Origin of the sequence: Pararhizobium sp. A13 (assembly GCF_040126305.1) — a bacterium.
Taxonomy (GTDB): Bacteria; Pseudomonadota; Alphaproteobacteria; order Rhizobiales; family Rhizobiaceae; genus Pararhizobium.
In genome coordinates, this window is record NZ_CP149510.1 from 3,849,948 (window position 1) to 3,870,125 (window position 20,178).

Consider the following 20,178-nt stretch of genomic DNA (forward strand, 5'->3'; position numbering starts at 1 on the left):
ACGCCTTCTGCGGAAATGCCATCATAGCTGAACGGCAAGTTCCTTGTTTTGCGTTTCCATCAACCTGGCCAGCATCTCGGCCCCCGAGACCGGATAGGCGATCGCGTAACCCTGCAGAACATCGCAGCCGAGGCGCGTCAGAAGCTTGGCATGCTCCAGCGTCTCGACCCCTTCGGCCACAACTTCGATGTCGAGCGCCTTGGCGATGTCGACGATCGACCGCAACAGTCGCTTCTGTTCGCGCGACGTAGTGATCGGAAATACCAGGCGCCGGTCGATCTTCAGCCGCCGCGGTTTCACCTTCGTCAGCCCGATGATCGAGGCGTGCCCGGAACCGAAGTCGTCGATCTCGATGTCGATGCCCATACCCTTCAGCGCGGCAACATTGGAAAGCACGCCTTCCTCGCTGTCGTCGAGAAAGATCGTCTCCAGCAACTCGAATGACAGCGTATCCGCCTCGACATCCAGTTGCTGCAAGTCGTCGATCAGAAGCGGATCGGACAGCCGCGCCGCCGAGACATTCACCGCGATCCGTGGAACGCGTACGCCCTGCCGCGCCCAGGCTCGCCGGTCTTTCAACGCCGCTTTCAGAATTGCAGCGTCCAGGTCGTCCAGCACGCCAAGATTTCCCGCGACGGTGAGGAATTCGCCCGGCAACAGCAATCCGCGTTTCGGATGGCGCCACCGCGCCAAAGCCTCCAGGCCGACGATACGGCGTGTCCTGGCATCGACCTGCGCCTGGTAAAAGGGAACAAACTCTCCCTTCTCCAGCCCGCGCGCAAATTGCTTGGCAACGCGGCGCTCGTTGTTGAGCTGCGCCTTGAGTTGCGCCGAGAAGACCTCCACCCTGCCCCGGCCAAGTTTCTTGGCGCGATGAAGGGCGATATCGGCTTCGGCGAGCAGATTGGCGATATTTCTACCGCTGGCGGACGCCAGGCCGATCGACGCGCCGGTGCGCAACACTTCGTCATTGTGCCATATCGATTGCTTCAGCTGTTGTGCCAGCCGCTCGGCAACCGTCTTCAAATCTTCGATGGAGTCGAAATTGGCGATCAGAACCGCAAATTCGTCGCCGCCTATGCGGGTGACGAAGGCGCTATTCGGCAATGCGGCGACAATCCGGCTGGCCGCGGATTTCAGCACATTGTCACCCACCGAATGACCGGCGGTGTCGTTGATCTGCTTGAACCGGTCGAGACCGATATGGAGGATCGCCAGCTTTTCCAGCCCGGCATCCTCTGAAAGCTCCGCCAATCGGCGATCGAAGAAGCTGCGGTTCGGCAGCCCGGTCAGGTAGTCATGTTCGGCCGCATATTCGATCCGCCGGGCGCTCGCCTCGAGAGCAACTGCGCGTTTTTCGGCAATGGCCTTCTGCCGCTGCAGTTCCCGATTGAGAAGCACATCCGCCGTCACGTCCCACTCGACGCCGATGAAAGTGATGTTTCCGTCTTCTTCGAAGCAATGCGCCCTGGAGCGGAGATAACGAAGTTTGCCGTCCGGCAGAACAATGCGGTACTCAGACGAATAGGTGCCCTTGCCCTTGATGGCGTCGTTGAAATCCGACTCTGCCTGCTCCCGGTCATCAGGATGGATCGCCTTGGCCCACAACGCCGCCTTGACGCGCTTGTTTGTCCGGCCGGTTCCATAGAGCCGGTGCATCTGCTTATCCCAGACGACTTCATCCTTCTGCGTGTCGTGTTCCCATACGCCGATCCGCGAGGCGTCGAGCGCGAGCTCCAGCCTGCGAAGAATATTCTGAAATTCCTGTTCGGACCGCGCCGCTTTCATTGTTTTCTCTATGAATGTTTCTTCACATACAAACGTGCGCGGTATTCTGCCGCAAGGTTCCTAAAGAACTATTGCCCTCGCAAAACGCGAAATGTAACCAGAAATACAAGCAACCATTCGGTGTTATTTAAAGTAGGCGGCATCGACCAACGCACTTGCTCCCTAGTTCAGAAGGATAGACCTGCGAGCGAACTTCGGCAATCGCGACGGCAAAGCGGCATCGCAGGTCGCATCATCGAATTGACACGAGCCGGAGGACATCATAATCATCGTCGGATCAATTGGTTCCTTGGAAGCGAACGCTTCCGGGGAGTAAATGGGAACGTGACGGATGGACCCACACTGGGCATCTCAATCACGGCCGACCCCGCGACTGTAGAGCGGTCAGAGTTTGTCATGCCGGTCAACCGGCAAAAGCCACTGCGGCGGCGGGCCTTGTCCCGCACCTTGGGAAGGCGAGACAGGTTCACTGGTGCCAAGCACCTGACGCCGCGAGCCAGGAAACCTGCCGGTTGATAAAGGGCATGGTGCCCATTTGGTGGGAAATTTCCCACGCGCCATCACGGAGGTTGTCATGGCTACGTCTACAGTTTCGAGCGTTCCGCTCTCCCTCAACGACCGCATCACCGCCGGTATCCTCGCCCTTCTGATCGGCGGATTCCTGGTTTTCGGCGCCGGTCTCGCGAATTCCGCCGTGCTGCACGATACCGCGCACGACGTTCGCCACTCCTACGGTTTTCCCTGCCATTGATCGACTGATGTGGGAAGCCACGCGCTTTTCGCATTCAATCTGACGGCGGATCGCGGGTTTCCATCGAAACCACGCATCGACAGAGCATGCGCCCGTGCTGCGGCACCGGGCGGCATTTGCCATGGGGATTTCAAACATAGCAAGCCAGAGAGCGTTGACGTGCATCCGCTCGGCTTGAACCCGGGGGTATCGAAATGATTGTCAAAACGCTTCTGGCCGCGTTGGTGGCTGGACTGATCGCGGGTGTCTTCACGACCGTAGCGCAGACTGCGCGGGTCGTTCCCATCATCCTTCATGCTGAAGAATATGAAGGCAAGGAGCCTGCCGCGGAACAGCCCGCCACCACCGAGGGTCAACAGCATTCATCACTTGGGTCGACATCAGCGATCGGCGAAATACTTGCCGCATTCTCGCCGATCACACCGGCATACGCCCATGAGGGCGAGCATGAAGACGAAGGCGGCATCATGTTTGGCATGAGCCGGTTTTCAGGAACCTTGCTCGCCAATCTCGTAACCGGCACAGGTTTCAGCCTGTTGCTGACCGGCATCAGCTTGCTGATCGGCTATCCCATCACGCTTCGCAACGGTGTCCTCTGGGGCGCTTGCGGTTGGCTGGCGGTCCACATGCTGCCCGCAATCGGCCTCCCGCCAGAATTGCCTGGCTTTCCGGCGGCCGACCTGCACGACCGGCAGATATGGTGGATAGCGACAGTCCTACTCTCCGGAGCTGGCCTGTATATGCTTGCACTGCGCCCCGAAATCATTGCGAAAATCGTTGGCCTGGCAGTGCTCGCCGTGCCGCATATCTACGGCGCGCCGCAGCCTGCGGATATTTCGAGCCCGGTTCCGGCCGTTCTCGGCGCCGAATTCGCGGTCGCCGCGCTGGCAACCGCCCTCGCCTCGTGGATCGTGCTCGGGCTGGTCTCGGGTTATATCAACGACCGCTTCCTGAAATCGGCATAGGCTTGCAACATTAACCGCCTGCGCGTTCGAGATGAGCGCGCAGGCGGCTTTTTTGCGTCTCCTCGTCGAGAAGTACGCAGACATCGCAAAAGGTCCCGCCATCCGTTCGGTAATACAGGCAGCAGCCGCTTCGCAGGCGAAATACGCGCTCGACCGGCACACCATCCACGTTCGCGGCGATCGTTTGATACCGCAATGCGCTTGACGACAGCGGCGAGCCTTCCGTGTTGACGATAGCGAGCGCCGAAGCCATCGCTTGCTCCTCTTGCGCCGATGCCGCGCCCATTTCGAGAAACGCACCGGCAATGCCGTCGGCCGCCAGCCGCCATTGCGCAACCGATGACAAACCGGTGCGGGCCTTCACCGTTTCGACAACCGGCGCAAGGCTGGCAACGAAGCTGTCGTGAAACAAGGATGCCCCGTCAGGGCCTTGGCGAAAATGACGAAAGCGAAAATGAAAGCGACGGGCATCGGATGGGTAAACTTGCACAATCTCGTCTGCTTTTTTCGGGGCATACGGTTCAAAACGGATTGCAAGGCTTCCCGGATCGAGATCCGGCACCAGCCCGGTCCTCAGATAGATGGTACCGGCAGCGATGCTGAGTTGGTGGCTGTAGAAGGCGACCAGATGAGCACCCTTCGTGCGATCATCCATTCCTGCGGCAAACCGGCCTTGATAGTCCAAGAGATCGGCGATCTCGGCACTGTCTTTGCGCCATATGTCGGTCACCAAGGAAAAATCCGCGCTGTCGCCGGCAAGTGAGGCCACGACCTGCGGAAATCGCTGCGTCTGCCAGGCCATCGCCGCTTGCGCATCCTCTTTCCAAGGAGTAGCCGGCCAACCGCCGGTATCTGGGTTCTCGTCCAAAGGGCGCCGCCTTTTTCTATGCCGGCGGCCCGTTTATCTCAAAGCCAACCGCCGGAGAAGCCCGCTCTTTTCAAGCCGCGCCGGACGGCTGGCGATTCTCGCATCAGGTTCCAGATGAGGCCGGTGCGATGATTTTCAATCATCATCAACAGGATGCCCTGGTCAAGACCGACGCTGCGATTGTTGAGCCATCCTTCGGCCGTCTTTCCGGGAACGCTCGGATTGAAGCTGCCGAGAAACCGCCCCTCCTCGATGACCCCGGGATAGGTCGAGACGATATGGCCTGTTGCCGAGATCGCTGCCTCCGACTCGAATGGCAAGCAGGCGAGCGGCGCCCAGGGCGCGATCGTGCCGTCATCCGGTCCGAACGGCGCACCGCGGGCCGTATAGCCGGAAAAATCCTGGTGGCGGCCATCCTGCAGACGGCGTGGCCGCAAAGGCCCGTCGCAGGATGTCAGCCCCCACATATCGGCACCATAACCGGCAAAACCGCCGGGATTGCTGATCGCATAGTCGCGCTGCACGGTAATCGCCAGGCAGGTGTTTTCGAAATAGTCTGTATCCTTCGCCGCGACGGCCGCGTCGCGAATGCCGCGGAAATCGATCCAGGCATGCGAAAAAAGATGGATGAACAGCGGTCCGGCATAGAGGAACGGCTTTCCCTCCACCGTCATCCAGTCGAATTTCCCGGCAAAGGCATCGTAGCTCTCCCTGCCGATCGGGTAGGAGGGAGAGGCAAGCGCCAGCACGTAGAGGATGATCGCTTCGCTGTAGGATTCCCACCGATAAGGCAGAAAACCGCTCCGTGGTTTCCAGCCGAGCCAAAATGCCCCTTTGCCATCGAGCGCCCAGGCCCAGTTGGCGCGGGCGTAAAGCATGGCCGCGCAGGATCGTATCTCGGCCTCGACCTCGTTTTCCTGGTTGAAATAGGCGGCGGCCGTCAACACGCCGGCGAGAAAAAGCGCGCTGTCGATCAGCGATATCTCGCTGCGCCATGTCCGCTGTCCGGTCCTCATGTCAAGAAAGTGGTAATAGAGCCCCTTGTACCCCGTCGCATTCTTGTCGCGCCCCTGCGGGCTTTCGGCAAAGAAACGCAGCGTAACCAGCGTCCTAGCCGCTGCATCCTGCCGGCTCATCCAGCCTCTCTCCACGCCGACCGGATAGGCGGAAAGGCCGAAACCTGTCGCCGCAATGCTGGACGGGGCGCCGGGAAGAGACGTATCGGCGATGAGCCCGTTGTCCGGATTGACATATTCGAGGAAGTAACCGAACGCCGCTTGCTGGAACCGGTCGAGAAGGACCGCGTCGGTGTCGTTTTTCAAAAGCATTTCGTCAAGCACTCCCATCAACCGCAAGTTTCACCACAAGGCATCTGCTTCGGCAAATCACCGATTGTTGAACTCGCCACTATGCGAAAGGATCGCCTGACGGATGACCTGTGCTACACTTTTTGCTTCTTAAGACCGGCAGCAGTGATTGGATGACATGATGTTCACGACACTCGCGATGCTTTTAAGTCTTTCGGGCGCAGCCGCCATCACCCCGGCCGCCAGCAGCCCACAGGTTGATGTCGCGCTCGTGCTCGCCGTCGATATGTCCGGCTCCATGGATGTCGAGGAAGCGCGCGTACAGCGGATGGGATATGTGGAAGCCCTGCGCCATGCGGAATTCATCAATGCGGTAAGCGCCGGCCTCAATGGCCGCATCGTCATGAGCTATTTCGAGTGGGCCGGCAACGTCAACGAAACGTCGCTGGTCGAATGGCAGCTGATCGATGACGCCGAGGATGCCGCAGCTTTCGCCGAACGTATCGCCGCCCGGCCGGTTTACACGCGACGGGGCACGTCGATTTCCAACGCCATCGCCTTTGCCTCGAAACTCATCGCCGCCAACCCCTATGATGCGATGCGCCGGGTGATCGATGTGTCCGGCGACGGCCCGAACAATCTCGGCCCGCCGGTCGACCCGGCCCGCGACGCCGCGGTCGCGAGCGGCACCGTCATCAATGGCCTCGCCATCATCATCCGCCCGTCCGGCAGCGCTGGCTCGCTGGACCGGTATTACGCGGACTGCGTCATCGGCGGACCCGGTTCCTTTGTGCTGCCCGTTCGCCGATCGGAGGATTTCGCCGTGGCGATCCGACAAAAACTGGTCATGGAGGTGAGCCGCCAGCAACCAGCGGAACAGGTCGTTCCAGTCCAGGCCCCTCCCTCCACCGACTGCCTGATCGGCGAGAAACTGCGCCCCAGCATCCTCGATCGGGTCTATCCCGAACTGGACCGGTAGAGAGTTCCAAGTCCGACGACATTTCCTTAAGGGCGCCTACGACCCCGATGCGTTGGTGGCGCCTGCCGGTTGGCCTTCTGATTGCAATACCGCCAGCACGCGCTCGGCAGCCTCGCGGCCAGCGACGATCGCACCTTCGATGTAGGCCGGAAAGGACGGGGCCAGTTCCGAGGCGGCAAAATGGACGGGCGGTGCACCGGCCCGGATCATCGCTTCCGCGGCGTAGGCTGAAAGGTCGGTGATGACGTCGCTGTAGCCTCCGCCGCTCCAACGATCGTCGACCCAGTCGCGCATCCGCAAATCCGTATAGTCTCCAGCCTCGCTGCCCAGCGCCGCGACGAGCCGGCGGATGATTTCGGACTGGATGAACTCAGCCCCCTTCCCGCTCCATTCGGCAGCCAGCGGCCCTCCCGCAAACACCACGAGCGCCGACGCTTGATCGCTGCTGACATCACAGGCGAAAAGACCAAGGACATCGCGCCACATCACCATGCCGCTCAATCCGCGATCGCGCCAGAAAGGCCGCTCGTATCGCACAAACGTCTTGATGACGGTGCCACTTTTCCAGGCGGCAAATGCGTCGATCAGCGGCTTCGGTAGATCAGGCTCGTGGGTGATCCGTGACGCCATTACCGGCGGTGCGGCAACGATAATCTGCCGCGCCTTCAACACGTCGCGATTGCCGGAGGTCACCGTCACGACCTCGTTCGTTCGAGCGATGCGACTGACGGGTGTATCGAGCCGCAAGCGCGGGCCAAGCAATGCCGCCAGAGCCTCGGCAACGGCATGCATCGTCCCTTCGACGAAATACTGCAACTCGTTGCCATTGCTCGTGGTGCGCCGATCATTGTCGATCAGGTACCAGAGCGGAATTTCGCCGATCGAGCGGCACCAGAGCCCCTCGACCATCGCCTGATAGCCGGCTTTGACATCCGGCGGATCGCTCTGACGGGCGAGCCACGCCTCCGCCGTCAGGCCGGCGATAGTCGGATCGCGCGGGTTGATCCTGTTTGCCCGCGCCCGGATACGGCCCGATTCCGCAAAAGTGTGACCGGTTTCCGTGGATTTGGAATCCCGCTGTATCAGGAAGGCGCCCTCCATCGGCGTCTCGGCAAGCACTTTGCCAAACCGACGCGTCAGCGCCATGATTTCCGGCATCTCGTCACAAATAAAATGGCCGCCCGTGTCGACCCGCACACCATCCGAAAAAGCCGCCGACTCCACGCGTCCGCCGACACGATCCCTCGCTTCGAGCACGATGACATCGAGCCCCGCGGAAACGAGCGCATCCGCCGCCGAAAGGCCGGTAAAGCCGGCCCCGACAACGATCACATCTGCATCAAATTCGCTCACGAGTGGGCTCGCCGGTCGAGTTCAGGAAGTCACATGCTTTGCCTCGTCGCCTTCCGCGCCCTTCAGCCGGATGGTGCCGCGGGGCCTCAAACGAGGATGTCTACCCGCTCTATCACTTCGTGACATCCCGCTCAAAGGGGGATCAAACCGCGCCTGGCGCAAATGCCCCCATTGCCCCCGCATACACCTTCGCAAGCGGCGGCGCATAAGACCCCCGCTTGCTCGTCGTCAGCCGCTGCGCAATCAGCGCCTCGGCCTGCTTGACTGCCGCCGAAACCCCATCGATGACAGGCACGCCATATTCCTTCTGCAGGGCATGGGCGAGATCGGCCATGCCGGCGCAACCGAGAACAATGGCTTCGGCGCCATCTTCCACAAGCGCCAGTTCGATCTGGCGGTGCAGCTTGCCGATGGCACCGGATGCAGGGTCCTCCAGTTCAAGTACAGGAATGTCAGCGGCTCGCACCTTCGCACGCCCGCCGAATCCGTAGTGCCGGGAAAGGTTTTCGAGCAGAATGCGCGAGCGCTCCAGGGTCGTCACGATGGTAAAGCGCTGGGCGAGAAATCCGGCCGTGACCAGCGCGGACTCGCAGAGACCGAGAACGGGAAAGCCGGCCAAAGAGCGGGCGGCGTCGAGCCCGGTATCGTCGAAACAGGCGATAACTGCGGCCTGCGCGCCGGCGGATTCGGCTTGCCGGATCTCGGCAAGCAGGCCGGGCAAGGCGAGCGCACCATCATAGTGGCCTTCGATCGACACCGGCCCCATCTGCGACGTGGCGGCGATGATTTCGGTTCCGGGAGCTGCGACGGCCCGTGCGGCCTCCGCCGCCTTTTCCGTCATGGATCGGGTGGTGTTCGGGTTGACGACAAGAATGCGCATGCGGGATCAGACCAGTTTCGCTTGCCTGCGGCGCATCACCAGGATGATCGCGAGCGCCAAGAGGATGATGGAGAAGGAAAAGAGTGTGGTGACCGTGCCGAGCGCGTAGAGCACCGGCGTGGTTACGTTGGTCGTCATGCCGTAGATTTCGAGCGGCAGCGTGTTGTAGGTGCCGGATGTCATCAACGTGCGGGCGAATTCATCGTAGGAGAGCGTGAAGCCGAACAGCCCGACGCCGATCAGGCTCGGCGCGATCATCGGCAGAAGCACATGCCGGAAGGTTTGCCAAGACGTCGCCCCGAGGTCGCGCGCAGCCTCCTCATAGGAGGGCGAAAAACGGTTGAACACGGCAAACATGATCAGCACGCCGAAGGGCAAAGTCCAGGTCAGGTGCGCGCCGAAAGCCGACGAATACCAGGCGGGCTTGAGGCCGAGCTGTTGGAAAACGACGCCAATGCCGAGCGAGATGATGATCGACGGCACGACGAGGCTTGCGACCGTCAGGTAGAACAGCACCGTCGAGCCCCTGAACTTGCGGCGGAAGGCAAGACCGGCGAGCAGCGAAACGAGCACGTTCACCACCATGACCATCAGCCCGAGCGAGAAGGACCGCTTGAAGGATGCCCCGAAATCGCCGACCGCCTGCTGTTCGAAAAGGTTGTAGAACCAGTGCACCGAGACGCCATTGAGCGGAAAGGTCAGCCCCCCGTCCGGCCCCTGGAAGGACAGGATGAGAACGGCCGAAAGCGGCCCATAGAGGAAAAACACGAACACAGCGAAAAAGACCGCCAGCACGTAGAATTCCAGCGTGCGCTTTTCGTGGGACATGGCTCAAAGCTCCTTGCGGATATCGACGACGCGCAGGATGGCAGCGACCATCAGAAGCACGACGATCAAAAGCACGACGGCATTGGCGGCGGCGGCCGGATACTGCAAAAGCGACATCTGGTTCTTCATCATCAGCGCAACGGAGGCGCTCTGCCCGCCGGACATCACCTGCACCGTCGAGAAGTCCGCCATCACCAGCGTCACGACGAAGATCGAGCCGATGGCGATGCCGGGTTTTGCCAGCGGCAGGATGACGTTCCAGAGGATCTGCCAGCCGTTCGCTCCGGCGTCGCGCGCCGCCTCGATCAGCGACTTGTCGATGCGCATCAGCGTGTTGAAAATCGGCGTCACCATGAACAGCGTGTTGAGATGCACCATGGCGAGTACCACGGCGAAATCGGAATAAAGCAGCCATTCGATCGGGGCCGGAATGAGGCCCATCTCGATCAGCGTCGAATTGACGAGACCGTTGCGCCCCAGCACCGGGATCCAGGAGATCATCCGGATGATGTTGGAGGTGAGGAACGGCACGGTGCAGACGAGGAACAGCACCATCTGCATGGTCGTCGTGCGGATATGAAAGGCAAGGAAATAGGCGACCCAGAAACCGATCACCAGCGTCAGCCCCCAGACCAGCGCCGTGTATTTCAGTGTGTTCAGGTAGGTTTTCCAGGTGACCCAGGAACCGAGCGTATCGGTATAGTTCATCGTCAGAAAATCCGGGTAGAGCCCGGCGAAATCATAGTCCCAGAAACTGACGACGGCGATCATCAGGATCGGCAGCAGGAAGAAGAAGCCGAGGATCAGCGCCAGCGGCGCGGCCTGCAGATAGGAGGCAACACAGGCCGCGATCTTTCCGACGCTTACACCGAGGGCCGGCTTGGCGGGCGCCGCAAGTTGCGTCTCTTCTTCCGTGATGGCTGCTGTCACGTCTTGTCTCCGGTTTTGTCACTTGTACCTCCCCCTTGAGGGGGGAGGTCGCAGCGAAGCTGCGGGTGGGGTGATCCGTTGGTTGACGCAAAAGGTCACCCCACCCCGGACCTGCGGTCCGACCCTCCCCCTCAAGGGAGGGTTGAGATCATCACGCAGCGATGAACTCGTTCCAGCGCTTGACCATGTAGCGGTCCTCGTCCATGACCGAGTTCCAGCACGCGACCTTGCCCATGCGCTCTTCGAACGAACCGCCGTCGCGCACCGCACCCGCCTTCTCCATGACCTTGCCTTCCGGCGACATGATGTCGCCCGTCGCAGGCTTGCCTTCGATCCAGTAGCCCCACTCGTCGGCGGACATGAACTCCTTGGCGGTATCCATGGCAGCGGAGTAGTAGCCCTGGCGGTTGAGGTAGCCGCCGACCCAACCGGATGTGTACCAGTTGATATACTCATAGGCCGCATCAAGCTGCGCGCCGGTGAGATGGGCTGCAAGGCCAAGACCACCGCCCCATGAGCGATAGCCTTCCTTGAGCGGCTGGTACTTGCAGGCGATGCCCTTCGAGCGGACGGCCGCAACGGCCGGCGACCACATCGACTGGATCACGACTTCGCCCGAAGCCATCAGGTTGACCGACTCGTCGAAGGACTTCCAGAAGGCGCGGAACTGGCCGTCCTGCTTGGCCTTGATCAGGAATTCGATCGTCGCATCGATCTCTTCCTTGGTCATGTTGCCCTTGTCGGCATACTTGATGTTGCCCATGGCTTCCATAATCATCGCAGCATCCATGATGCCGATCGACGGGATGTTGAGGATCGAGGTCTTGCCCTTGAAGGCAGGATCCATGATGTCGGCCCAGGTGGTGATCTCGCGACCGACGAGATCCGGACGGATGCCGAGCGTGTCAGCATTATAGATGGTCGGAACCATCGTGAAATATTGGGTTTCGCCCTTGGCGAAGGTCTTGTCGCCGGGTGCTTCGACGAAGCCGACAGTGTGCGGTGCCGTACCCTGCGCGATGACGCTGTCCGGCTTGAGCTTGCCGGTTTTGAACAGCGGCACGATCTTGTCATAGTACTTCAGTTTCTTGATATCCATCGGCTGAATGACGCCAGCCGGGAACACCTTCTTGAGAATCCAGTACTCTATATCGGCGATGTCGTAACTATCCGGCTGGGTGACGGCGCGCTGGGCGGCGGCGTCGGAGTCGGTGGCGGTCATCTCGAGCGTGATGCCGAGGTCGGCCTTGCACTTCTCGGCGATGGCGTTGATGTTCGAAACGCCGGTGCCAAACTGGCGCAGCGTGATCGGGTTCTGCGCCCAGATGGTCGGGAAGCCGGTAATCAGGCCGGAGCCGATGACGGCGCCGGTTGCCGCCGCACCGGTCTTCAAGAGGCCGCGCCTTGAAATTCCCTTAGGTGTCTTGTTTTCAGTCGTCATTTCAGTTCCCTCTTTTTGATGTTGATAAAGGATTAGGCGGCCATGCGGCCGAGAAGCACGGCGTCCTCCAGGCCCCAGCTCAGCGGCACGGCATCGCCGACCGATACGGGTTTCTTGAAATAATCGGCATCAGTGGCGATGACGGTGAAATCGTCGCTGCCGGCGCCGAGAACGGTGATTTTCACGGAAGCCCCGCGATATTCGACATTCGACACCACGCCATGGAAGCCGAGCGTCTTCTCGGATGGCGCCGCGAGCCGGACGCGGTCCGTGCGAACACCGATATCGATCGGCGATCCCAGTGCCTGGGCCGGACCTGCGACGGTGAATTTTTGCCCCTCGGCCACCTCCAGCGTCACCTTGCCATCACCGCTTTCAACGACCCGGCCGGTGAGAACATTGTGATCGCCCATGAAGCGGGCGACGAAGGCCGTTGCCGGACGCTCGAACACGTCGCGCGGTGATGCCGCCTGCTCGATACGCCCGTCATTCATGATGACGATGACATCGGCCAGCGCCATCGCCTCTTCCTGACTGTGGGTGACGTGGACAAAGGTGATGCCGAGGCTCTTCTGCAGCTTCTTCAGTTCCGCCCGCATTCGGATCTTCAGGAACGGATCGAGCGCCGACAGCGGCTCGTCGAGAAGAAGCGCCTCCGGATCGGTGATCAGCGCGCGGGCGAGCGCCACGCGCTGTTGCTGGCCACCGGAAAGCTGGGCCGGACGCCGGTTGGCATAGGGCTCCATCTGCATCAGCTTGAGCATTTCCAGCGCCTTGGCGCGGCGTTCCTCTTTGTCGATACCTTTCATCTTCAGGCTAAAGGCGACGTTGTCGACGAGATCGAGATGCGGAAACAGGGCATAGGACTGAAACATCATCGCCGTACCGCTTGGCCGGCGGCAGATCGGTGACAACCGTGTTGCCGAGCCGCACATCGCCTGAGGAAATGCTCTCGTGGCCGGCGATCATTCGGAGCGTTGAGGTCTTGCCGCAACCGGAGGGGCCAAGGAAACAGCAATAGCTGCCGGAGGGTATTTTCAGGCTGATGGAATGCACGGCAGTTGTGCTGCCATAAACCTTGGAAACGGATACGATATCGATTTCTGCCGCTTTGGACATCCAGTCTCTCCTGTGACGGGGTATTCAATGCATCTCGCGTGCCAAACCGGGTGAAAAGTTATAAGCTGTTGAAATATATTAATTATTTAAGAAGTCAAAAAATGCCGCGAATTTTTGCACGTTAGGCATTGCTTAAAATATATGCGTTTGTCTGCAATATGCGCAAAAAATCGTATACAATTTGACCATCCATATGATTACAAAATCCCGATTCACTTTGCACAAAAACCACGATAGTATGCGGCGCAGAATCCGGAATGAGGCCTGATGAAAACCGCAGCAGTTCCCGCCAACGATCAGATCGACGTCAGCACACAATCTATCCGCGATTCCATCCGCGATGCGATCGTCGATCGCCGGCTGGCGCCGGGCACCAAGCTGTCGGAAGCGGATGTCGGCGCGCTGTTCAATGTAAGCCGCACCCTGGTCCGCGGTGCCCTGCAGGCACTCGCCTACGAGGGCCTCGTCAATGTCGAGAAAAATCGCGGCGCCTTCGTTGCCTACCCCTCGCCCGAAGAAGCGCGGCAGATTTTCGCCACGCGCCGGCTGATCGAGCCGGGCATTCTGCGCGAAGCCGCAAAACATATGGGTCCCTCGCATCTTCAACACCTGCGGCAGCTGCTGATGGAAGAAGGCCGGCTTATGGCAGAGCGCGGCCAGACGGCCCGCCGTGCCGAGATCAAGGCCTCCGGCGATTTTCACCTGATGCTCGCCTCCATGACCGGCAATGCCGTGATGCAGCGCTTCATGGACGAACTCGTCGCCCGCTCATCGCTGGTCATCGCCCTCTACGGCCAGTCGGCCATTTCAAGCTGCGGCCATCAGGAACACCAGGACATCGTCACGGCGATCGAGAACGGCGATCTCGACCGCGCTTGCCATCTGATGATCCACCACATCGACCATATCGAGGCCGACCTCGATATGCGCGAAAACAAGGGCAGCGACCTTCGCGAAGCCTTCAAGCTCTAGCTTCCAGCCCCGCTCGCGCCAGGCTTCGTGCCCAACAAATCCTTTTATTTCATAAGCATATACCGAAATAAATAGCCGGTCGGAACCTTCGCCGGCGCCGCGCGTTACCGTGCCGTCAATTTGTAAGCAGCATGAGGACGACCGTGAGCGACAAACGCTTTCCCACCCCCGTCAGAGTGATCGTCAAGCACCATCAGGAAAACATCATCGCCACCGCCTGGGACGCCGTCGAATTTCTTCGCCGCTGGCCGGCGAGGCGCAGCCTTGCATATCGCCGCGCTTTGCAGCATTGCCTTGATGCCCTCGACGGCATTCGCAGTCCGAAGAAGGCCCGGGCCTCCTTCACCGCAGCGGTGCGGGAAGAAGGCTTGCTTGCCTGATTCCTGAAATCATTTCGGTTGAATCATGCCCGGACCGCTGTTCGGACATTTTTTATTTCGGCCGGCACGCGGCATTTACGGCTTGAAACAGCCTTAAATGCCGCGTTGAATACCGGCAGTACCGCTTGTTGCGATTGAAAAGCGCCCCCCACTTCGCCCATTCGCGAGACCGCATTTTCCCTTGAGAAATCCGCTTGCCGGGCTTGCCGTTCGGAAAAACGCGAATATACTCAGGAATAATTATTTCCACAGAGTGAAATATCGAGGGAACAAATCATGGCATTGAGCTGGCGTTTTTCCGCCCTGGCAGACCGGCATCGGGCGTTGGGGTCGAAGCTTGAGGACTGGAGCGGCATGGGAACCGCCTGGACCTACGACAAGGACATCTACGAGGAACACATCGCCGTTCGCACCACGGCCGGCATCATGGATGTGTCGGGCCTGAAGAAGGTCCACCTTGTCGGCCCGCACGCAATCGCCGTGCTCGAATACATCACCACCCGCGACATGACCAAGATCTATCCCGGCAAGTCGGTCTATGCCTGCATGCTCAACGATCGCGGCCATTTCACCGACGACTGCATCGTCTACCGCACTGGCCCGAACGCCTGGATGCTGGTGCACGGTTCGGGCTCCGGCTTCGAGGAAATCGTCAAGCAGGCGCAAGGCCGCAACTGCGCCGTTCTCTTCGATGACGACCTGCACGACCTGTCATTGCAGGGGCCGCTTGCCGTCGACTATCTCGAAAAATACGTGCCGGGCATCCGCGACCTCAAATATTTCCATCACATGCAGACGACGCTGTTCGGCGCGCCGGTGATGATCTCGCGCACTGGCTACACCGGCGAGCGTGGCTACGAAATCTTCGTGCGCGGCCAGGATGCCGGCATGGTCTGGGACCGCATCGTCGATGAAGGCAAGGCGATGGGCATTATTCCCGTCTGCTTCAGCGTTCTCGACATGCTGCGCGTCGAGAGCTACCTGCTGTTCTATCCCTACGACAATTCTCAGATGTATCCATTTGCCAACGAGCAGCCCGGCGACAGCCTGTGGGAACTTGGGCTGGATTTCACCGTCAGCCCCGGCAAGACCGGCTTCCGCGGCGCCGAGGAACATGCCCGCCTGAAAGGCAAGGAACGCTTCAAGATCTTCGGCCTGCTGGTCGATGCCGACGGTCCGACCGACCTTGGCGACGAGGTCTGGGCAGACGACAAAAAGGTCGGCGTCATCACCTGCCCGTCCTATTCCAAGCTCACCAACCGGTCGATGGCGATCATGCGGGTCGACGTGCCCTATGCCGTCCAGGGCGCCAAGCTCGAGGTGAAGGGCAAGACCGTCAACGCACCGGCGATCGCTCACACGATCACCTTCGACGATCCGGAAAAGAAGAAGCGAACGGCGCAGGGCTGAGGAGATCGGCATGCTCGTAGCAGGGATCAAAAGCAGACCGGAATACAAGGGGCTCGACATCGATCCCCACGCCAAACGCCACCTCTTCGTCCTCGAGGGCGAAGGGGCCGCGGCTCTTGCCGATCAGGTCGAGGCCAAGGGCAAGGAGTTCCTGGCAAAGTCGGAAATCCTTTATCTGGCGGCAGGTGCCGCTCCGAAAGCCTATGACACAAAGCTTTCGGCGCTCTCGCCCGATATTTTCTGGCAGGCGCCGACACTCCAGCCGCTTCTGTTTCGCCTGCGCGCCTGTCTCGATCTCGCGCGGATGGGAACCCGGCTTTACATCGCCGGCACCGAGGGCTTCATCGGCCAGATCATGCAGGTGGCGATGGAATACGGCATCGACTACCACTCGATCCACACCGAACATCGCGGCTCGACGGCGCGGCGCGTGCAGTGCGTGCACTGCAAGGGCATCACCGACAATGTGACGACGAGCCCCTTTGCCTGCACCCATTGCGGCCTGCCGCTGCTGGTGCGCGATCATTATTCGAGACGCCTCGGCGCCTTCCAGGGCGTCAACATCGATGCGGAAGAACCGGGTACCGCCCCAGCGCCTGAGGAGATGTTCCCGTGAGCTTGAATACGGATATGCCCGTCAGGGTCGCGGCGGTAACGCAGGTGACCGACCTTGTAAAACGCTTCCGCTTCGAGCGGATGGACGGCCACCCCATGCCGTTCTTCTCCGGCGGCGCCCATGTTGTCGTCTCGATGAACGACAACGGCCTGTTGCGGCGCAACCCCTATTCGCTGATGTCCAACCCCGACGACAACAGCGGCTACGAAATCAGCGTGCTCAGGGTCCCCAACTCGCGCGGCGGCTCGGTCTTCATGCACGAGCAGGTCCGGCCCGGCGATCAGCTGACCGTCAGCCAGCCGGTCAACCTGTTTGCCGCCGATCATCGCGGCCGCAAGCACATCCTGTTTGCCGGCGGCATCGGCATCACCCCGTTCATCGCCATGATGGAGCAGTTCAGCCGCGACAATGTCGCCTTTGAGTTGCACTACGCCATCCGATCGCGCTCGCACGGCGCCTATTGGCAACAGCTGCTCGACCGCTACGGCCCGCGCCGGATCAAGATCTATGTCGACGAGGAAAAGACCTTCATTCCCGTCGCCGAGATCGCCGAGAACCAGCCGCTCGGCACGCATCTCTATGTCTGCGGCCCGGCCGGCATGATCGACGGCGTTTTGCTAACGGCGCTTAAAGCCGGATGGCCGAAGGAAAACCTGCATTCGGAGCGCTTCCTCGCGCCACCCGCCGGCCTGCCCTTCCAGGTCTTCCTCGAGGCGTCCAACATTCACATGACGGTCGGCGAGCATCAAAGCATCCTCGAGGCGGCCGAAGCCCATGGTTGCGACGCCCCCTACATGTGTCGCGGCGGCGCCTGCGGCCAATGCGAAACCGAAGTGCTCTCGTGCGACGGCACACTGCAACACAACGATATCTACCTGTCGGACGAGGAAAGGGCGTCCGGCAAGAAAATCATGATCTGCGTATCGCGTTTCAAAGGCCAGCAACTCGTTCTTCAACTCTAGCACCGGAGAGCCGGAAAGATGACCATCACGTTCAGGAACGAGACGTTCCGCGACGACTTCACCTTCCGCAACAGCCTCTACAACATCAGGCGCTTTCCCTTCCCCTTCGACCGCGACGAGTACATGTATTCGGTCAACATGGAACCGCATGTCCGGGGCAAAAAAGACAGCGTTTTCGAAAACCAGATCGACGTCGACGAACATTACGTCGCCGAGATGCACGACAGGGCGCTGGTGCTGAAGGAAGACCCGCTGCGTTGCCAGGCCCTGCCGCACATGATGGCGGCGCAATGGGATACGCTGGAACTCCTGATGGAACATCAGGCACAGGACTACCCCGAGCATTTCACGCTCACAAAGAACGGCGACCGCTGGCACTGGATCAACCGGCCGATGGGGATCGACGACACCTTTACCTTCGGCGATCCTTCCACTCTGCCCTATCCGCCGATGGAATATATTACGCGTCAGGCGCAGGGCGACTTCTGCATCGTCGACCAGCGCGACAACAATCTCTGGATGGATGCCGGCATGGTCACCACGCAGGCCGACTGGTCGCTCGATTTCGACATCGGCATGAATTTCATGGAATGGCACGGCCCCGTGCCACTCGCCCACCAGATCGGCGTCTTCGACCGGGCGCTGAAATTTCTCTTGAACCTGCAACAAGGCAAGCCGACGCGGCGCCTGAACTGGACGATGACGGTCAATCCGCGCCTCGACACCAGCCCGGAAAACTACCACAAATGGGGACCGGACCGCACGACCGTCACGCCCGAGAATGTCGGCGAGAAGATGCATCTGCGCGTCGAACTGCAGAGCCTCTGGCGCCTGCCGCGCTCCAACGCCATCCTCTTCGTCATCCGCTGCTATCTCATCAGCTTTAACGAACTGGTGACCGTGCCGAAATGGGGCCGACGGCTACCACGTGTGCTGAAAAGCCTGCCCCCCGAGATCGTCGACTACAAGGGGCTGACACGCAACCGGCCGATCATGCTGGACTGGCTTTCGACATACGACGATGGATCACCAACCAGCCCCGGTATTTTTCCGGATTGAAGTGCGTAAGCCCCTCCCCACCCCTCCCCGCAAGGGGAGGGAGCGACCTCTTCCCCTGCATCCTCGCAATTCTTTCCAGCAGCCTCCAGGAAATAGCGTCGCCGGAACTTGATGGCAGAAGGGTCCAACGGGTTAAGCCCTCCCTTTTGTGGGGAGGGTTGGGAGGGTTCTTCTCCACCAACATTGCAAATACGAAAAATTGAAGAGGGAACTGAAAGATATGACCAGAGTAGCCGTGATCGGCGCGGGGCCCTCGGGCCTTGCTCAATTGAGAGCCTTCCAGTCGGCGGCCCAGAAGGGCGCTGACATCCCCGAAGTGGTCTGCTTCGAAAAACAGGCTGACTGGGGCGGCCTGTGGAACTACACGTGGCGCACCGGCCTCGACGAATATGGCGAACCCGTCCACGGCAGCATGTACCGCTATCTCTGGTCGAACGGGCCCAAGGAATGCCTGGAGTTCGCCGACTATTCCTTCGAGGAGCATTTCGGCAAGCCGATCGCCTCCTATCCGCCCCGCGCGGTGCTTTGGGACTACATCAAGGGCCGCGTCGAAAAAGCCGATGTACGCAAATGGGTGCGCTTCTCGACCCCGGTGCGCATGGTCCGCTTCGATGAAACCACGAAGAAATTCACGGTCACGGCTCACGACCGCGTCGAAGACCGGATGTATGACGAGGAATTCGACTACGTCGTCGTCGCCTCGGGCCACTTCTCGACCCCGAACGTTCCCTATTTCGAGGGCGTGAAAACCTTCAACGGTCGCGTCATGCATGCCCATGACTTCCGCGATGCGCTGGAATTCAAGGACAAGGACGTGCTGATCGTCGGCCGCAGCTATTCGGCCGAGGACATCGGCTCGCAGTGCTGGAAATACGGCGCGAGATCGGTGACCACGAGCTACCGCTCCAAGCCGATGGGCTTCAAATGGCCGGAGCGTTTCGAAGAGCGTCCACTCTTGCAAAAGCTGGTCAACAAGACCGCCCATTTCGCCGACGGCTCGACCAAGGAAGTCGATGCACTGATTCTGTGCACCGGCTATCTGCACCACTTCCCCTTCCTGCCCGACGACCTGCGCCTGAAGACCGCCAACCGCCTGTGGTCCGACAGCCTCTACAAGGGCGTCGTCTACGAGGACAACCCGCAGCTGATGTATATCGGCATGCAGGACCAGTTCTACACCTTCAACATGTTCGACGCGCAGGCCTGGTGGGCACGCGACGTGATCATGGGGCGCATCGAACTGCCCGGACCGGAAGAAATGAAGGCGCATTTCAACAAATGGCGCGCTCGCGAGGAAAAGCTGGAGGACGCCGAGCAGATGATCTGGTTCCAGGGCGACTATGTGCTGGAGCTTCTGGAAGACACAGACTACCCCAAGTTCGATGTCGAAGGCACCAACCAGACTTTCATGGAATGGGAACACCACAAGGCCGAAAACATCATGGGCTTCCGCGACCATGCCTACCGCTCGCTGATGACCGGCAACATGGCGCCGAAACACCATACGCCCTGGCTCGAAGCACTCGACGATACGCTCGAAGTCTATCTTAAGAACTGATATCGGCAGTAG

The 20,178-nt window shown here is 60.2% G+C and carries 18 protein-coding genes, 2 pseudogenes and 1 riboswitch; of the genes and pseudogenes, 11 read left to right on the forward strand and 9 right to left on the reverse strand.

The genetic code is table 11. The features are described from left to right. Positions 1–21 precede the first annotated feature (21 nt). Positions 22–1,788: an EAL domain-containing protein gene (locus WI754_RS18860; RefSeq protein ID WP_349434973.1), complete on the reverse strand. Its 1,767-nt coding sequence runs from the start codon at positions 1,786–1,788 to the stop codon at positions 22–24. A gap of 265 nt (positions 1,789–2,053) precedes the next feature. Beyond that, a riboswitch (cobalamin riboswitch) is annotated at positions 2,054–2,316 on the forward strand. 46 nt (positions 2,317–2,362) lie between these two features. Between WI754_RS18860 and WI754_RS18865 the strand changes: the two genes are divergently transcribed. After that, a complete protein-coding gene (locus WI754_RS18865) occupies positions 2,363–2,539 on the forward strand; it encodes a CbtB-domain containing protein (protein WP_349434974.1) in 177 nt (58 codons plus the stop codon). Positions 2,540–2,733: 194 nt separating this feature from the next. Then, the gene (locus tag WI754_RS18870; protein ID WP_349434975.1) at positions 2,734–3,504 is read left to right on the forward strand and encodes a CbtA family protein; all 771 of its coding nucleotides are present in this window, start codon (positions 2,734–2,736) and stop codon (positions 3,502–3,504) included. 10 nt (positions 3,505–3,514) lie between these two features. Here WI754_RS18870 and WI754_RS18875 read toward each other — a convergent pair whose 3' ends face one another. Then, positions 3,515–4,066 (reverse strand): (2Fe-2S)-binding protein, encoded by a 552-nt coding sequence (locus WI754_RS18875; protein ID WP_349434976.1) that lies wholly within the window; start codon positions 4,064–4,066, stop codon positions 3,515–3,517. A 66-nt stretch (positions 4,067–4,132) separates the two neighbouring features. On the opposite strand from WI754_RS18875, the gene WI754_RS18880 reads away from it, so the two are divergent. Continuing rightward, positions 4,133–4,267: a hypothetical protein gene (locus WI754_RS18880; RefSeq protein ID WP_349434977.1), complete on the forward strand. Its 135-nt coding sequence runs from the start codon at positions 4,133–4,135 to the stop codon at positions 4,265–4,267. 143 nt (positions 4,268–4,410) lie between these two features. Here the strand turns inward: WI754_RS18880 and WI754_RS18885 are convergent, their stop codons facing one another. Next, positions 4,411–5,700: a glucoamylase family protein gene (locus WI754_RS18885; protein WP_349434978.1), complete on the reverse strand. Its 1,290-nt coding sequence runs from the start codon at positions 5,698–5,700 to the stop codon at positions 4,411–4,413. Between the two features lie 160 nt (positions 5,701–5,860). On the opposite strand from WI754_RS18885, the gene WI754_RS18890 reads away from it, so the two are divergent. Next, the gene (locus WI754_RS18890) at positions 5,861–6,658 is read left to right on the forward strand and encodes a DUF1194 domain-containing protein (protein ID WP_349434979.1); all 798 of its coding nucleotides are present in this window, start codon (positions 5,861–5,863) and stop codon (positions 6,656–6,658) included. Positions 6,659–6,694: 36 nt separating this feature from the next. On the opposite strand, the gene WI754_RS18895 is transcribed toward WI754_RS18890, so the two are convergent. The 6 genes and pseudogenes from WI754_RS18895 to WI754_RS18920 form a co-directional block, all read right to left on the reverse strand. Next, entirely contained in the window at positions 6,695–8,011 is a 1,317-nt protein-coding gene (locus tag WI754_RS18895; protein ID WP_349434980.1) for an FAD-dependent oxidoreductase, read from the reverse strand. Between the two features lie 142 nt (positions 8,012–8,153). Beyond that, a complete protein-coding gene (locus tag WI754_RS18900) occupies positions 8,154–8,891 on the reverse strand; it encodes an aspartate/glutamate racemase family protein (RefSeq protein ID WP_349434981.1) in 738 nt (245 codons plus the stop codon). Between the two features lie 6 nt (positions 8,892–8,897). After that, positions 8,898–9,719 carry an ABC transporter permease gene (locus WI754_RS18905; protein ID WP_349434982.1) on the reverse strand — a complete coding sequence of 274 codons (822 nt, stop codon included), beginning with the start codon at positions 9,717–9,719 and terminating at the stop codon, positions 8,898–8,900. Between the two features lie 3 nt (positions 9,720–9,722). Beyond that, a pseudogene (locus WI754_RS18910) lies at positions 9,723–10,553 on the reverse strand (ABC transporter permease); the annotation flags it as partial. A 247-nt stretch (positions 10,554–10,800) separates the two neighbouring features. Beyond that, positions 10,801–12,090, reverse strand: a complete 1,290-nt coding sequence (locus WI754_RS18915; RefSeq protein ID WP_349434983.1) for a PotD/PotF family extracellular solute-binding protein — start codon at positions 12,088–12,090, stop codon at positions 10,801–10,803. A 32-nt stretch (positions 12,091–12,122) separates the two neighbouring features. Next, a pseudogene (locus WI754_RS18920) lies at positions 12,123–13,209 on the reverse strand (ABC transporter ATP-binding protein). 267 nt (positions 13,210–13,476) lie between these two features. Here WI754_RS18920 and WI754_RS18925 point away from each other — a divergent pair. From WI754_RS18925 to WI754_RS18955, 7 genes are all read left to right on the forward strand, one after another. Continuing rightward, positions 13,477–14,181 (forward strand): GntR family transcriptional regulator, encoded by a 705-nt coding sequence (locus WI754_RS18925; protein WP_349434984.1) that lies wholly within the window; start codon positions 13,477–13,479, stop codon positions 14,179–14,181. Positions 14,182–14,324: 143 nt separating this feature from the next. Next, a complete protein-coding gene (locus WI754_RS18930) occupies positions 14,325–14,561 on the forward strand; it encodes a DUF982 domain-containing protein (protein WP_349434985.1) in 237 nt (78 codons plus the stop codon). Positions 14,562–14,837: 276 nt separating this feature from the next. Further along, entirely contained in the window at positions 14,838–15,971 is a 1,134-nt protein-coding gene (locus WI754_RS18935; RefSeq protein WP_349434986.1) for an aminomethyltransferase family protein, read from the forward strand. 10 nt (positions 15,972–15,981) lie between these two features. Further along, a complete protein-coding gene (locus tag WI754_RS18940) occupies positions 15,982–16,587 on the forward strand; it encodes a dimethylamine monooxygenase subunit DmmA family protein (RefSeq protein WP_349434987.1) in 606 nt (201 codons plus the stop codon). Beyond that, positions 16,584–17,549 (forward strand): PDR/VanB family oxidoreductase, encoded by a 966-nt coding sequence (locus WI754_RS18945; protein WP_349434988.1) that lies wholly within the window; start codon positions 16,584–16,586, stop codon positions 17,547–17,549. The genes WI754_RS18940 and WI754_RS18945 overlap by 4 nt, the downstream gene beginning before the upstream one ends. An 18-nt stretch (positions 17,550–17,567) precedes the next feature. Further along, positions 17,568–18,608: a DUF3445 domain-containing protein gene (locus WI754_RS18950; RefSeq protein ID WP_349434989.1), complete on the forward strand. Its 1,041-nt coding sequence runs from the start codon at positions 17,568–17,570 to the stop codon at positions 18,606–18,608. 220 nt (positions 18,609–18,828) lie between these two features. Then, entirely contained in the window at positions 18,829–20,166 is a 1,338-nt protein-coding gene (locus WI754_RS18955) for an NAD(P)/FAD-dependent oxidoreductase (RefSeq protein ID WP_349434990.1), read from the forward strand. Positions 20,167–20,178 lie beyond the last annotated feature (12 nt).

What these genes read in the sequence shown, in the direction of transcription:
- WI754_RS18860 (WP_349434973.1), bottom strand. Translation starts at nt 1,788, where the DNA reads ATGAAAGCGGCGCGGTCCGAACAGGAATTTCAGAATATTCTTCGCAGG.
- WI754_RS18865 (WP_349434974.1), top strand. Translation starts at nt 2,363, where the DNA reads ATGGCTACGTCTACAGTTTCGAGCGTTCCGCTCTCCCTCAACGACCGC.
- WI754_RS18870 (WP_349434975.1), top strand. Translation starts at nt 2,734, where the DNA reads ATGATTGTCAAAACGCTTCTGGCCGCGTTGGTGGCTGGACTGATCGCG.
- WI754_RS18880 (WP_349434977.1), top strand. Translation starts at nt 4,133, where the DNA reads ATGAGCACCCTTCGTGCGATCATCCATTCCTGCGGCAAACCGGCCTTG.
- WI754_RS18885 (WP_349434978.1), bottom strand. Translation starts at nt 5,700, where the DNA reads ATGCTTTTGAAAAACGACACCGACGCGGTCCTTCTCGACCGGTTCCAG.
- WI754_RS18890 (WP_349434979.1), top strand. Translation starts at nt 5,861, where the DNA reads ATGTTCACGACACTCGCGATGCTTTTAAGTCTTTCGGGCGCAGCCGCC.
- WI754_RS18900 (WP_349434981.1), bottom strand. Translation starts at nt 8,891, where the DNA reads ATGCGCATTCTTGTCGTCAACCCGAACACCACCCGATCCATGACGGAA.
- WI754_RS18905 (WP_349434982.1), bottom strand. Translation starts at nt 9,719, where the DNA reads ATGTCCCACGAAAAGCGCACGCTGGAATTCTACGTGCTGGCGGTCTTT.
- WI754_RS18915 (WP_349434983.1), bottom strand. Translation starts at nt 12,090, where the DNA reads ATGACGACTGAAAACAAGACACCTAAGGGAATTTCAAGGCGCGGCCTC.
- WI754_RS18925 (WP_349434984.1), top strand. Translation starts at nt 13,477, where the DNA reads ATGAAAACCGCAGCAGTTCCCGCCAACGATCAGATCGACGTCAGCACA.
- WI754_RS18935 (WP_349434986.1), top strand. Translation starts at nt 14,838, where the DNA reads ATGGCATTGAGCTGGCGTTTTTCCGCCCTGGCAGACCGGCATCGGGCG.
- WI754_RS18940 (WP_349434987.1), top strand. Translation starts at nt 15,982, where the DNA reads ATGCTCGTAGCAGGGATCAAAAGCAGACCGGAATACAAGGGGCTCGAC.
- WI754_RS18950 (WP_349434989.1), top strand. Translation starts at nt 17,568, where the DNA reads ATGACCATCACGTTCAGGAACGAGACGTTCCGCGACGACTTCACCTTC.
- WI754_RS18955 (WP_349434990.1), top strand. Translation starts at nt 18,829, where the DNA reads ATGACCAGAGTAGCCGTGATCGGCGCGGGGCCCTCGGGCCTTGCTCAA.